This window comes from Saccharothrix tamanrassetensis (genome assembly GCF_014203665.1).
GTDB lineage: Bacteria > Actinomycetota > Actinomycetes > Mycobacteriales > Pseudonocardiaceae > Actinosynnema > Actinosynnema tamanrassetense.
Genome location: NZ_JACHJN010000017.1, coordinates 26,485 through 40,001, shown reverse-complemented (window position 1 = coordinate 40,001; position 13,517 = coordinate 26,485). Strand labels below are relative to the sequence as shown.

At 73.0% G+C, this 13,517-nt stretch carries 12 protein-coding genes; 7 read left to right on the top strand and 5 right to left on the bottom strand.

Annotation, left to right across the window (positions count from 1 at the left end):
* Window positions 1-295 precede the first annotated feature (295 nt).
* Window positions 296-1,657, top strand: a complete 1,362-nt coding sequence (gene dnaB, locus FHS29_RS35160) for a replicative DNA helicase (protein WP_372443301.1) — start codon at window positions 296-298, stop codon at window positions 1,655-1,657.
* Window positions 1,658-1,737: 80 nt separating this feature from the next.
* On the opposite strand, the gene FHS29_RS35155 is transcribed toward dnaB, so the two are convergent.
* On the bottom strand, window positions 1,738-2,712 hold the full coding sequence (locus FHS29_RS35155; RefSeq protein WP_184698846.1) for a helix-turn-helix transcriptional regulator: 975 nt from the start codon (window positions 2,710-2,712) through the stop codon (window positions 1,738-1,740).
* A gap of 61 nt (window positions 2,713-2,773) precedes the next feature.
* On the opposite strand from FHS29_RS35155, the gene FHS29_RS35150 reads away from it, so the two are divergent.
* On the top strand, window positions 2,774-3,127 hold the full coding sequence (locus tag FHS29_RS35150) for a YybH family protein (protein ID WP_184698844.1): 354 nt from the start codon (window positions 2,774-2,776) through the stop codon (window positions 3,125-3,127).
* A gap of 80 nt (window positions 3,128-3,207) precedes the next feature.
* Here FHS29_RS35150 and FHS29_RS35145 read toward each other — a convergent pair whose 3' ends face one another.
* Window positions 3,208-4,713 (bottom strand): carboxylesterase/lipase family protein, encoded by a 1,506-nt coding sequence (locus tag FHS29_RS35145; protein WP_184698842.1) that lies wholly within the window; start codon window positions 4,711-4,713, stop codon window positions 3,208-3,210.
* Window positions 4,714-4,826: 113 nt separating this feature from the next.
* On the bottom strand, window positions 4,827-5,450 hold the full coding sequence (locus FHS29_RS35140; protein WP_184698841.1) for a TetR/AcrR family transcriptional regulator: 624 nt from the start codon (window positions 5,448-5,450) through the stop codon (window positions 4,827-4,829).
* Window positions 5,451-5,499: 49 nt separating this feature from the next.
* Here FHS29_RS35140 and FHS29_RS35135 point away from each other — a divergent pair, with 49 nt between their 5' ends.
* The 5 genes from FHS29_RS35135 (at window position 5,500) to FHS29_RS37975 (ending at window position 8,499) form a co-directional block, all read left to right on the top strand.
* Window positions 5,500-5,859, top strand: coding sequence for a GatB/YqeY domain-containing protein (locus tag FHS29_RS35135; RefSeq protein ID WP_184698839.1), 360 nt, complete (start codon window positions 5,500-5,502; stop codon window positions 5,857-5,859).
* A gap of 159 nt (window positions 5,860-6,018) precedes the next feature.
* Complete coding sequence (locus FHS29_RS35130) at window positions 6,019-6,576, top strand: TetR/AcrR family transcriptional regulator (protein ID WP_184698837.1); 558 nt, start codon at window positions 6,019-6,021, stop codon at window positions 6,574-6,576.
* Window positions 6,577-6,601: 25 nt separating this feature from the next.
* Window positions 6,602-7,438 (top strand): exonuclease domain-containing protein, encoded by an 837-nt coding sequence (locus FHS29_RS35125; protein ID WP_184698835.1) that lies wholly within the window; start codon window positions 6,602-6,604, stop codon window positions 7,436-7,438.
* A 104-nt stretch (window positions 7,439-7,542) separates the two neighbouring features.
* Window positions 7,543-8,355, top strand: coding sequence for a GGDEF domain-containing protein (locus FHS29_RS35120; RefSeq protein WP_184698833.1), 813 nt, complete (start codon window positions 7,543-7,545; stop codon window positions 8,353-8,355).
* Window positions 8,356-8,364: 9 nt separating this feature from the next.
* Window positions 8,365-8,499: a hypothetical protein gene (locus FHS29_RS37975; protein ID WP_281391816.1), complete on the top strand. Its 135-nt coding sequence runs from the start codon at window positions 8,365-8,367 to the stop codon at window positions 8,497-8,499.
* A 93-nt stretch (window positions 8,500-8,592) separates the two neighbouring features.
* Here the strand turns inward: FHS29_RS37975 and FHS29_RS37970 are convergent, their stop codons facing one another.
* Window positions 8,593-12,450 (bottom strand): beta strand repeat-containing protein, encoded by a 3,858-nt coding sequence (locus FHS29_RS37970; RefSeq protein ID WP_184698831.1) that lies wholly within the window; start codon window positions 12,448-12,450, stop codon window positions 8,593-8,595.
* A gap of 245 nt (window positions 12,451-12,695) precedes the next feature.
* Window positions 12,696-13,469, bottom strand: a complete 774-nt coding sequence (locus FHS29_RS35110; RefSeq protein ID WP_184698829.1) for a hypothetical protein — start codon at window positions 13,467-13,469, stop codon at window positions 12,696-12,698.
* Window positions 13,470-13,517 lie beyond the last annotated feature (48 nt).

The following is a 13,517-nucleotide window of genomic DNA, read 5'->3' as shown; positions in this document are numbered from 1 at the left end:
CACGCGACACGCCGGGGTGTGACCAAGGACTTTTCCACACAGTTATCCACAGGGTCTGACCAGCGGAAACTTCCGTCACAGGCCGAGTTGTACCCAGGTTGTCCACAGCTTTCCAGCACACTGTGGCCAACCCGCCGCAACCATCCCCAGGCTGTCCACCGGTCTATCCCCAGGGTCGTTTGCCTGCGCCATCCGGGGGCCTCTAGCGTCCGCGAGGTCGCTGAGCGTGGCTCGCGGAAATTGTCGTACCCGCGAGGTAGAACTTGGCACACGAGAGGATTGGGGTGAGTGCGCGGTGGCGCTGGTGGACGACCGGGGTATGGCCGAGCCCGGTTTCGAACGGCAGCCGCCACAGGACCTGGCGGCGGAGCAGTCCGTGCTGGGCGGGATGCTGCTGAGCAAGGACGCCATCGCCGACGTCGTCGAAGTGCTCGCCCCCAACGACTTCTACCGGCCCGCGCACCAGGCCGTGTACGACTGCGTGCTGGACCTCTACGGGCGCGGCGAGCCCGCCGACCCGATCACCGTGTCGGCCGAGCTGGAGCGCCGCGGCGAACTGCTGCGGGTCGGTGGCGCGCCGTACCTGCACACCCTGATCGCGACCGTGCCGACCGCCGCCAACGCGTCCTACTACGCCGAGATCGTGGCGGAGAAGGCCGTGCTGCGCCGGCTGGTGGAGGCGGGCACCCGGATCGTGCAGCTCGGCTACAACGGCGCGGAGGGCGCCGACGTGGACGAGGTGGTGGACCGGGCGCAGGCGGCCATCTACGAGGTGACCGAGCGGCGCACCACCGAGGACTACGTGGTGCTGGAGGAGCTGCTCCAGCCCACCATGGACGAGATCGACGCCATCGCGTCCCGGGGCGGCTCGTCCCTGGGCATCCCGACGGGCTTCGCCGACCTGGACGAGCTGACCAACGGCCTGCACCCCGGCCAGATGATCATCGTCGCGGCGCGCCCCGGCGTCGGCAAGTCCACCCTGGGCCTGGACTTCGCCCGGTCGTGCTCGGTGAAGCACGGTCTGACCAGCGCGATCTTCTCGCTGGAGATGAGCCGCACGGAGATCGTGATGCGCATGCTGTCGGCCGAGGCGCGCATCCGGCTGGGCGACATGCGCGGTGGCCGGATGAGCGACGACGACTGGACCAGGCTGGCCCGGCGGATGAGCGAGATCAGCGAGGCGCCGCTGTTCGTGGACGACTCGCCCAACCTGACCATGATGGAGATCAGGGCGAAGGCGAGGCGGCTCAAGCAGCGCCACGACCTGCGCCTGGTCGTGGTCGACTACCTTCAGCTGATGTCGTCGGGCAAGCGCAGCGAGTCCCGCCAGCAGGAGGTCTCCGAGTTCTCCCGGAACCTCAAGCTCATCGCGAAGGAGCTCGAAGTCCCGGTCATCGCCATCAGCCAGCTCAACCGAGGCCCGGAACAGCGCACCGACAAGCGCCCCCAGCTGTCCGACCTGCGCGAGTCGGGCTCGCTGGAGCAGGACGCCGACATGGTGATCCTGATCAACCGCCCCGACGCCTGGGAGCGCGACGACCCGAGGGCCGGCGAAGCGGACCTGATCATCGCCAAGCACCGGGCCGGCCCCACCGCCACCATCACGGTGGCACACCAACTCCACTACAGCCGCTTCGCCGACCTCGCCCAGGGCTGACCGGTGGCAGCGGGAGGCGGGCGTCGGGGTGGGTGCCTCGACGGGCTCCCCAGCATGGCGCGGTAATCGTCCTCCGACGCTCAGGAGGTCGCCGCGTAGCGGGTGGCGATCGCGGCGGCGCGGTCGCGCAGGGCGGTGCGCAGCCACTGCGGGGCCAGGGCTTCCGCGTTCGTGGCGAGCTGCCACAGCGCCCACTCGGCGTGCCTCGGATCCTGGAAGGTCACCTCCAGCCGCAGTCGGCCGTCCGCGTCGGCTTCTTCGGCGAGGACGGCCAGCGCGGTGCCCACCAGCGCCTCCCGCCGCGCCGGGTCCACCCGCACCAGCGCGGTGACCTGGTCGCCGCCGGTCCGGAACCGCGTGCTGCGCTCCTGCCAGGCCCGGTCCAGGTCGACCCGGTCCGGTCGCTCCGCGGGTTCGGCGAGTTCCTCGGCGGCCAGGATCCGGGACAACCGGTAGGTGCGGTCCGCGCCGGACCTCGTGGCCAGCAGGTAGCCCTGTTCGCGCACCGTGACCAGGCCGATCGGGTCCACCGTGCGCCATTCCGGCGTCCGGCCCACCGCCGCGTAGTGGATGCGCAGCTTGTGCCCGGCGAACACCGCGCGCCGGACCTCGGCCGCGACGGGGTCGGGTACCTCCTCGGCGACCAGTCGACGCGAGAGGAGGTCGCTCTCGGGGTCGATGAGCAGTCGCTCGGCCACGCCGGCCGCGGTGTCCCGTTGGCTTTCGGGTAGCGCGTCGACCACCTTGAGCATGGCCGAAGCGAGCGCCGAGCCGAGGCCGAACGCCTGCGCGCCGCGCCGTGATCCGGCGACCAGCAGGGCGAGGGCCTCGTCGTGGTTCAGTCCGGTGAGCTCGGTCCGGAAACCGGGCAGCAGCGCGAAACCGCCGTGCCGGCCGCGTTCGGCGTGCACCGGGACGCCGGCTGCGGACAGCGCCTCGATGTCGCGCAGCACGGTGCGGGTGGACACCTCCAGCTCGCGGGCCAGCGCGGTCGCGGACAGCCGGCCGCGCTGGCGCAGCAGCAGCACCAGGGAGACCAACCGGTCGGCGCGCATCCGAAAACCCTAGATGAATACCTGACACAGGATGTCGTGATTCGTTGGGAGGCTGATCGGCATGACGAGCAAGGCAAGGGCCACTGAGCCGAACGACCTGGGCAGGTACTTCATCGAGCGCGGCAACGCGGGCGACGTCGACGGACTGGTGGCGTTGTACGAGCCGGACGCCGTGCTGGCGTTCCCGCCGGGCAATCTCGCGACCGGACATGCGGAGATCCGCGAAGTGTACGAGCAGTTCGTCGCGGCGGCGCCGGTGCTCTCGCCGGGCAGGCAGCACCCGGCACTGGTGAGCGGCGACCTGGCACTCACGGTGTCCACGCTGACCACGGGCGAGATGGCCGTCGAGATCGCCCGTCGCCAGCCGGACGGCTCGTGGCTGTGGGCGTTGGACCAGCCGGTGCTCGTGCCGTAGCGGGACGGCGGTGGGCCGGCGCGGCCGAGCCCACCGCCGCGCGGGCTCGGCGCGCGTCCTCCCGGGTCGCGTCCGGTCGCTCAGGGCATCCGTGCCCAGAAGTCCAGGCGGTGGTCGGCCCGGTAGTCCGTGCCACCGATCCGGTCGGGTGCCAGGGACTGGACGTGGCCGGTGCCGAAGTCGGGCCAGGCCGGCAGGTCGACGTGGGCGGGATCGCCGTTCGCGGCGAAGGCCGCCCAGTACCGGTGCATCCGGTCGGCGAGTTCGCGTTGTGCCGCCGACAACGTCGGGCCGCCCGGGAAGTCGAACTGGTACACCAGTTCGCTGGAGTGCTGGGCGCCGGTCGGGAAACCGGGGAGCGGCACGAGCGGTGGGGCGTCCCGGTCGGCGAACTCGTAGAACCACGTGTCGGTGTGCGCGGCGAAGGTTCGCCCCAGTTCCCAGGCCGGTCGCGCCCAGGCCCGGTCCGTGCAGACCTGTGCCCAGGCGAGGCCCGGTGTCGGGAAGTGGTCGAGCGGGTAGCGCGCGACGACCTCGTCCGCCGCGTCACCGAACGCCTCGGCCGCCAGTCGCGGGTAGCTCTCGGCTGTGACCGGGTTGCCGGCGAGGTCCGCGAAGAGGCCTACGAGGAATCGCGCCTCGTCCCGCGTGGTGCCCAGCACCAGCGGCACCCGGTGGAAGCGCCCGGCGGGCAGTGCCTCCTCGGGCGATTCGGGCAGGGTGGGTCCGCCGAAGGCCGGCCGGATGAAGGCGCCCGACGCCTGGAGCAGGTCCGCCACCGGAACCCGCCGGAGCTGCGCTAGCGCCGACTCGGGATCGCTGCCCGGCGTGATCCACCCGTGCTCGACGGCGGTGGCGGCGCCGAGCCGGTCCAGCTCGGCCGCCGGCGACCACATCGACGGCAGCGCCGGGACACCGGGGATGAAGGTGTGCGCCGGCGTCGAGCCCATGACCGCGAACGCGCTCTGCAGGATCGCGCGGTGGAAGAGCCCGGCCGAGGCGGGTGACACCAGGTGCGCTGCGATCATCAGTGCCCCGTAGGACCCGCCGACCAGGGTCACGTTCGCCGGGTCGCCGCCGAATCGCGTGATCTCCCGCCGCACCCAGCGCAGTGCGGCCTGCTGGTCCTGCAAGCCGAAGGTCCCCCCGTCGGCGAGGCCGGGGTAGCCGAAGCAGCCGAGCACGCCGAGCCGGGAGTTCGGTGCCACGACGACGAGGTCGCCGGTGACGGCCAGCCGCTGCGGATCGCAGGTGGCAGCGGTTCCGTTCGTCCCGCCGCCGCCGTGCAGCCACACCACCACCGGTCGCCCGGTGCCCGGGACCGCCGGCACGGTGACGTCCAGCGTCAGGCAGTCCTCGTCGACGGAGGTGACGTCCGCGAACGACTGGGCCGACTGCGGCGCGGGGTTCCCCGGCTCGGTCGCGTCCCGGACGCCGGACCAGGGCGCGACCGGTGCGGGCGACCGCCATCGCCGGTCCCCGACCGGGGGCGCGGCATAGGGGATGCCCCGGAACGACAGGTGTCCGTCGAACCGGCGGCCGCGGATGGTGCCGCTGCTCAGCCCTGCGGTCACGTGGTGGGTCATCGCCTTCGCTCCCCGACCGACCCTCGTAGCAATACGATCATATGGCTACGTTAGCCGTATGACCCTATTGCTGTCGCGGGGGGTTTCGTACGCGGCGTGACGGAGCGAGGAGGTCAGCGTTCCCGCGCACCGTGACGCCCGGTGAAGACCGTGGCGACGACCCGGCGCAGCACCTCCCGTGCCGGGAACGCGTCCGCGCCCGAGAGCGCGAGCTGATCGGCCAGACCCTGTACGGTCGCGAGGATCGTGCGGGCGGCGAGCACGGCGTCGACACCGGGTTCGACCTCACCGCGCTCCACGCCGCTCTCGATCACCGTGGTGACGTAGCCGAGGAGGTCCCGGCCCGCCCGCCGCGCGACATCGGCCAGAACGGGCTGGTGCAGCGCTTGAGCCTGCAACCCCTGCCGGACGCGGTACTCGACGTCCCGCGCCGCGTCGAGCGGCAGCAGTTCGGCCAGGCTGTCGAGCAACACCTCCGCGACCGGGAGGCGGGCGGCCTCGCCGTTGCGAACACGAACCCGCACCCGCTCGCCCATGCGGCTCGCGGCGTCGTCGTAGGCGAAGCGCAGCAGCGCGTCCTTGCCGGGGAAGTAGTGCTGGATGAGCCCGACCGAGATCCCGGCCTCGGCCGCCACCCGCGAGAACGAGACGGCGGCGAACCCCTCCGCGGCGAGCAGGCGCTGGAACGCCCGCGCGATCTGGGTACGACGCTGGTCATGATCGGCAACCCGTGGCACACCAGTACCATATACTCGTACTGCTACCACCGGATTGGACCTCCGCCCTATGCGCACCAACCTGCGTGACGACCTGAAAGCGGCCCTCAAGGCCCGGGACCGCGTGGCCATCACCGCACTCCGCTCCGCCTTGGCGGCGATCGACAACGCCGAAGCCGTCCCCGACGGCCACTCGTCCGGCGACGTCACGGGGAGCGAACACGTCGCGGGAGCGGCAAGCGGCCTGGGTGCGGCAGAAGCGGAACGTCGTCACCTCACCGAAGCCGACCTGCGGTCGATCGTCGAGCACGAGGTACAGGAGCGCACGGCCGCCGCGAAGGAGTACGCGCAGCTCGGCCGCACCGACCTCGCCGAGCGGCTCCGCGCAGAGGCCGAGGTGCTGGATCGGCACCTGCGCCCGACCCCGTAGTACGACCGGGCAGCCGCAGATCGACACGTCGCCGGCGGCGAGCCCCCGCACGACGGGAGGGCGCGGTGCGTCGAAGCGGGCGCGCGCCACCGACCGTTTGCCCGCACACCACGTGCCGCGTGAGGTGAACGTCCGCAAAATGGCGCATACGATCAAGGGATGCCACCCGACGCGGCGCGGCGCAGCGACCGTTCGAGGCGGGCCATCCTCGCGGCCGCTCTTGAGTTGGTCGAGCTGCTGGGTTACGCGAAGTTGACCATCGAGGCGGTCGCCGCCCGGGCGGGGGTGGGGAAGCAGACCATCTACCGGTGGTGGCCTTCGAAGGGGCCCCTGTTGTTCGACGCGTTCGTCGAGTTCGGGGCTTCCGGACGGGCGGTCCGGCCGTTGGGCGACTTGGGGGAGGACCTCCGGCTGGAGTTGCGGGAGGCCATCGACGAGTTGGCCGAGCGGCGGTTCGACCAGGTCTGCCGGGTGCTCGTGCACGAGGCCCGGACGGATCTGGTGACGTTGTTGCTGACGCCTCGGCGAGTCGTGTTGGAGCAGCGGTTGGCGGCCGCGCAGCGGGCCGGGGAGATCCGGGGTGACGTCGACGTGCCGGCTGCCGCCGAGCTGCTGCTGGGCCCGGTGTACCAACGGTGGTTGCTGCGAACGGGGCCGTTGACCGGGACGTTCTCCGACACGGTCGTCGACCTCACGCTCCGGGCGCTGCGGGGGTGAGCATGATCGGTATGGTCTGCCGATCATGGGGTATGCCGTGGTCGACGTGGAGACGACCGGGTTCGCGGCGGGGCGGTCGGACCGGGTCGTCGAAGTCGCGGTGGTGCGGCTGGACGACTCCGGCCGGCAGACCGGCGAGTGGTGCACGCTGCTGAACCCCGGGCGTGACCTCGGACCTCAGCACGTGCACCGGATCAGCGCCGCCGACGTGTGGGACGCCCCGACCTTCGCGCAGGCCGCCGGGTCGCTGGCGCGGCAGCTCGCCGGGCGGGTGCTGGTCGCGCACAACCTGTCGTTCGACGCCCGGTTCCTCGCCGCCGAGTTCGGCCGCCTGGGCGTCGACCTCGCGCTGGACGGGCTGTGCACCATGCGGTTGGCGGCCCGGTTCCTGCCCGGCTCCAAGCGGTCGTTGCAGGCTTGCTGCGACGCTGCGGGGATCGTGTTGGACGACGCGCACTCCGCGTTGCACGACGCGCGCGCCACCGGGCGGTTGTTCGCGCACTACCTGCGGCACGGGTCGCTGGACGGACCTACCGTTCCGTGGCCCCGGCTGCCCGGTGACGACATCGGCGAGGTGCGTCGCGGGCACGCGGTCGTGGTGGCGCGCACCGAGCGGGTCGCGTTGCGGCGGGGCGACCCGGTGGTGTTCACCGGGCAGATGACCCAGCCGCGGGACGTGTGGGTCTCCCGCGCGCACGACGCCGGCCTCGTCAGCCAGGGGTACGTGACCCGGTCCACCCGCGTGCTGGTCGCGGCCGACCCGTTCACGCTGTCCGGCAAGGCCCGGCGGGCGCGGGCGTACCGGGTGCCGATCGTGTCCGAAGTGGACTTCGAGTCGATGGTCGGAGCGTTACACCGCTGACCGAAGATCACCGGACCGAGTGGTGTCGGGCCTATTGAAAAGGCCGCGACCTGCGGGGAGGCTCTTCACGGACAGGCCTGCACCCGGCGGAGGGCACGAGTCCTATGAGTACCGTGCGGACAACGACCCACCGTGCGGTGTGGGACGAACTCGTCGCCGGACTCCCGGTCGGGCTCCTGCTCCAGGACGTGACCGGCGCGGTGCTCGCGGGCAACCGGCTCGCCGCCTCGCTGATGGGCGTGCCCTCGTCGGCGCTGCCCGGCTTCCAGCAGCCGCAGGCCCGCGACACCTCCGGCGCGCCGCTGCCGTCGTGCGCCGAACTGGTCTCGCAGGTGCTGCGCACCGGCGCACCGCAGACCGTCCCGATGGTCCTGCCGCACGCCCGCGTGTGGGCCGAGTACCACCCGCTCGAACTGCGCGGACAGGTGCTGGTGGTGCTGCGGCCGGTGCAGGACGACGTGCCGCACTCGGCCCGGCTGCTGGACGGGTTGACCGGGCTGCCGGCTCGGGAGCTGCTGCTGGACCGGCTGGACCAGGCGCTGACCCGGGCGCGGACGCACGGCACGCTGGCTTCGCTGGTGCTGGCGGACGTGCACCGGCTGGCCGCGGTGAACCGGGAGCACGGGTTCCGGCGGGGTGACGAGTTGCTGACCGTGATCGCGGGGCGGTTGCGGGAGGGGTTGCGGGCCGACTACACGGTGGCCCGGTACGGCGGGGACGAGTTCGCGGTGGTGGCCGAGCACCCGAACGGCAGTGGCGAGGCGGTGGCGGCCAGGGTGCGGGAGTTGGCCGGGCGGGCGGTGCGGATCGCGGGGGTGCGGGTGCGGCCGGGGGTGCGGGTGTGCTGGGTGACCAGCGACGGAAACGCTCCGGTGCACTCGGTGCTGGCGCACGTGGAGGAGCGGTTGCGGCATTGAGGTGCCGAGGTGCGGGGCTGCGGTAACGAACCGCGGGGCGGGCACGTGCTGGGCGGCGTGCTGGGCGGTGACGCGCTGAGCTGTGACGCGTCGGGCGGTGGCGCCTCGGGCGGTGACGTGCTGGAGCGGTGGCCGGCCCGCTGACCTGCCGGGTCGCGGGGCCGGCGATCCTGGCCGGAACAGGGCTGAGCCCCTGGCACTGGTGTGCCAGGGGCTCAGCCGCGGGAGGGAGGTCGGTCAGATGCGGGGCAGGATGGTGGTGGTTTCCAGGGCTCCGAAGACGGTCTTGGAGTCCAGGCCGGCCATGGCCGGGGCGTAGGCGCGGTCGGTTTCCCCGGTGAGCGGGGCCGGGGTCTCGACGCCGTTCAGGGGGTTGATGTGCATGCCGCTGACCGACGCGTCGGACAGGCTCGGGGTCGGGACCGCCGTGCGCGGCTGCGCGACGCCCGGCACCGGCACGACGACCGGCAGGACCACCGGGGACGCGATCGGCAGGGTGTTCAGGGTCGGCACGTTGCGCTGCTGACCGCCCGTGCCGGGCAGCGGCAGCACGCCCTGGATCACGGGGGTGACGCCGAGGTTGCCGCCGAGCAGCGGCAGGGTGCCGCCGAACGACCGCTCGTCGGACAGGTCGGTCAGGTCCGCCACGTCGGGGCGGTCGGTCAGCTCGGGCAGGTCCGCCAGCGCGGCGGGCATGGGCAGGTTGGCGGCGTCGCCCAGCTTCGACAGGACGGGCCGGACCTTGTTCAGCGCGGCCGGCTTGGTCGTGCCGGTGACCTTGCTCAGCTTCGCCAGGCCGGGCTTGACCTGGTTCAGCTGCGACAGACCCGCCTGCTTCTTGGGCAGCGTGGCCGGGCGGGGCAGGGTGGCGGCGTCACGCAGCTGCTTCAGGCCCGGCAGGACCGTGCCGTCTTCCACCGTCGGCAGCTTGGCCAGGGTGGGCAGCTTGCCCAGGCTCGCCACCGTGGACAGGGGCGTCTGCACACCGTTGGTGCCGGTGGGCGCCTTCGGCGCCGCCTTCGCGGGCACTCCCGGGGCACCGGCCTTCGGCGCGGACAGCGCCGGGACCGGCAGGGCCGGAGCACCGAGGTCCGGCGCGGGCAGGGCCGGGGTGCCGAGTCCCGGCGCGGGAAGCGCGGGGGCACCCAGGTCCGGCGTGGGCAGCGCCGGCGCCGGCAGGGCCGGGGCGGCGAGCTTCGGCGCGGTCAGGCTGCCGAGCTGGGGCACGGGCAGCTGGCCGACGGGCAGCTGACCCGCCGGCGACTGGGCCGCAGGCGACTGGGCCGCGGGCAGCTGAGCCGCGGGCAGCTGGGTGACCGGCAACTGGGCCGCGGGGAGCTGGGTGGCGGGCAGCTGGTTCACCGGCAGCTGGTTGAACGGCAGCTGGTTCACCGGCATCTGGTTCAGCGGCAGCTTGCGCGGGTCGACCAGCTTGCCGAAGCCGTTCACGTCGGTCAGCTTGGGCAGCTCGGCCGTGTCCGCCAGCGCGGCCGGGTCGTTCAGCCGCGACGGGTCCAGCAGCTTGGCCGGGTCGATCAGCTGCCGCACCGAACCGAAGTCGGACAGCCGGTCCAGGCTGCCGAACGACGTGAGGCGGTCCAGGCTGGTCAGCGAGGGCACCTCGGTCGGGCCCATCAGGCTGTCCACGCCCGCCGGCAGCTGGATGCCCTTCGGCGCCACGTTGCGGGTGACGTCGTCGTCGTCCTCGCCGGTCCGCTGGGCGGCGCTGTCCTGCACGTCGGCGGTCGCGGTGCCGAGCACGTCGACCGGCACGTCGTGCACGACCGGACGGGTCTCGGCGGGCACGGACAGGTCGTGCCCGGTGGCCGCGCCGCTGCCCTCGGTGTCGGTCTTGCCACCGGAGTGGGCCAGGCTGGTGGTCTTCGCGTCCGAGGAGGCCAGGCCGCCCACGGTCACCGCGTCGCCGAACACGCCGGGCTCGGCGTTCGCGGGCACCGAGACCAGGTTGCCGGACAACGAGGACTCGTTCGCCCTGGTGTCGTGGTCGCCGCCGGCGATCACCGCGGAGTTGTTCACCGCCTTGGACTCGCCGTTGCCGGCGGCGGTGGCCGTGTCGCCGAACGTCTGGAGCGGCACGGCGGGCTGGGCGGTGAGGCCGTTGCCGGACAGCGAGCCCCGGTTGCCCCCGGTCTTCACGTCGCCACCGGAGAACGAGGTGAACTCGTTGTCGGCGGTGCTGCGCACGTTGCTGCCCGCGCCGACCGCGCTGCCGAACACCTGCGGGGACGAGGCCTGCGGCAGCGAGACGACGTTGCCCGCCAGCGAGCCCTGGTCACCGGTGGACAGGGCCGAGCCGCCGGACCGGGAGTCGAGCTCGCTCTTCACGTCCGACGAGCCGTTGCCGACGCCGAGGGCGTTGAGGCCGAAGACCTGCGCCGGGTTCGACGTCGGGGCTTCCACGATGTTGCCGGACAGCGAGCCGTGCTTGCCGGTGGCCTCGGACGGGCCGCCGGTGACGATCGTGGTGTCGCTGTCGGCGCCGGACTTCGGGTTCGCCACCGCGCCGCCCGCGTTGCCGAACACCTGGCCGCCGAACGCGGTCGGCGCGGTCACCACGTTGCTGGACACCGTGCCGTCGTCGTCACGGCTGTTGGGCGCGCCGCCCGAGCGGATGGTCTTCTGCTCGGTGGCGGTGCCGGACGAGTTGCCGGCCGCGCCCAGCGCGTTGCCGTAGCCCTCGGCGGGCATGCCCACCGGGACCTGGCCGATGTTGCCGGAGACGACGCTGTCGTTGCCGGTGCTGCCGTTGTAGCCGCCCGCGCGCGAGTCGACCTCGTTGGTGCAGTCGGCGTTGGCGATGCCGCCGCCGGCCGCGCCGTTGCCGCACAGGTCGACCGCGCCCGCCGGGGGCAGGTTCACCGAGTTGCCGGAGATGGTCGAGCGGTCGCCGTTGGTCAGCGTCTCGCCGCCGGCGGTCGCCGCCGAGTCGTTCGAGTGGCGGGCCGAGGTGTTGCCGACGGCCGCACCCGAGTTGCCCGCGCCGGACACCGGCAGGGCGATCGGCGCGTCCACGATGGTGCCGGACGCGGTCGAGTCGTCGCCGCTGGTGTCGGTGACCCCGCCGGCCTTGGCGTCGCTGCGGGTCGCGCTGACCGCGTCCGCGTTGCCGACCACGCCGCCGGCGTTGTCGCCCACCGAGACGGGGCCGGCCAGCTGCGGCTGGAGCACGTTGCCCGAGGCGGAGGCGTTCTCACCGCTGGTGTCGATCCACCGGCCCGCACCGTTGCGGGCGGCCTTCTCGCCGCCGGCGGTGGAGCTGGTGCTGTTGCGGGACGCCGTGTCGGCGCTGCCCACCGCACCCAGGGAGTTGCCGTTCACCGCGGCCGAAGGCGCGAACGGGGCCGCGAGGACGTTGCCGGCACCCGAGCTGCGGTCGCCGTTGGTGGTGAGCGCGCCGCCCGAGGAGGCCGTGCTGTCCGCGCTGGAGGTGCTGTTGGCGATGCCGCCCGCGGCGACCGCGTTGTTGGTCGCCTGCACCGGGGTGGACTGCTGCACGGCGGCGATGTTGCCGGACAGCGAGCCGTCCGAGCCGGAGGTGGCGATGTCGCCGCCGGCGGACGCGTCCTGCTTGGCGGTGGACTCCGAGTAGGCGTTGCTGCCGGCCGCGACGGCGTTGCCGCTGGCCGCGACCGGGGTCGCGCCGTGGACGGCGGCGACGTTGCCCGCGAGCGAGCTGTTCGAGGCGGTGGTGCGGACGTCGCCGTTGCTCGACGTGGACTGCGTGCAGGTGTCGGTGGCGCTGGCCGGGCCACCGGCCGCGACGGCGTTGCCGCAGGCCTTGACCGGGACCACGATGTCGCCGTCGGCCGCGTTGCCGCGGGTCAAGCCGGAGGTGTCGACCGTGCTGACGCGGTCCTGGGCGCTGCGGACGAGCGGGTTGTCGGACGGGGCGGTGACGCCCACGCTCCCGGTGTTGATCTCCCGCTTGATCTCCGGCAGGTCGCGGTTGCCCGCCGGAGTCCCCAGGTTGTTCTCGTCGACCTCGACCGGCACCCGCACCTGCGCGTCCAGCGGCGGCGGCGGAGCGTCGGGACTGACGTTCTCCTGGGCTGAAGCGATGCCCGTACCGAGCATCAGCAAACCACCCGTGACAAGTGCGGATTGAATACCGCGCTTGGCCCAGGTTTGCATGGGTTCTCCTTCTTCCAGTGTCCCTTGCGGGAGGTGAAGGGTGGTCGGACGCGATCCCGCGTCAGGCAGACGACCACCCGGATCGGGGGGTGGTGGCGCGGCTTCTCGACCGGGTTACGGGTGCGCGAAAGAACGCGTCGGTCGATTACCGGGACGGCCGGAGGGCCGTCGCGGACCGCGCGCTCGGATCAGTCAGGGGTGATGCCGGGCTGCTTGCCGGGCATCACGGTGTTCCGCTCGGTGGCGGGCAGCAGTGCCCGAGCCACGGCGGGGTCGACACCGTCGGCGGTCGTGCCCGTGAACGGGCCGTTGCCGCCGCCGGCGGAGCCGGCACCGTCGCCACCGCACGAGCAGTGCACCGGCACCCCGAGCGGAGGTGCGAACGGGGCGAACGGAGGTCCGGCCGGGTCTGACTGGCGGGAGTGGTGCGGCTCGCCGGGCAGCGCGTCGAGCTGCTGCGCCGACGAGGACGACCAGGTCTCGCTGAGCTTGCCGAACGGCCCGCGCACCACCGGGGTGCCGACGGAAACCGGCACGGCGGTGGCGTTCTGGGCGGGCTCGGTCTGCCGGACCGCGACCGCGACCGCGACCGCGCGCCCGGTGAGGGCGTGGTCGGTGCGGACCGGCCCGGTCGAGCGGGGCTCGAACCAGGTGTGCACGTGACCGAACGTGTCGCGGATGCCTTCCGCGACCTGGCCCAGGTCGGGCGGTGCCGCGTCACCCGCCCGCTGGGCGCGCAACGCGGCGTCGAGGTCGAGCACGGTCTCCCGGACCGGTGCGACGACCTGCCGGACGGGCTCGCGGTCGGTCACGACGTGCGTGACGACCGTGACCGCGTCCTCGTGGTCGGCCACCTGTGCGGTGGCCGGAGCGGTGGACAGCGCCCACGCGGCGGCAGTGCCAGCCAGCGTGCCGCCGGCGACCAGCAGGGCACGGGAGAGCAGCCGCTTCACGCGGCTCACCCCCGCACCCGCTCGCTGGTCGGCCGACGACAACACTGGTACCTCCAC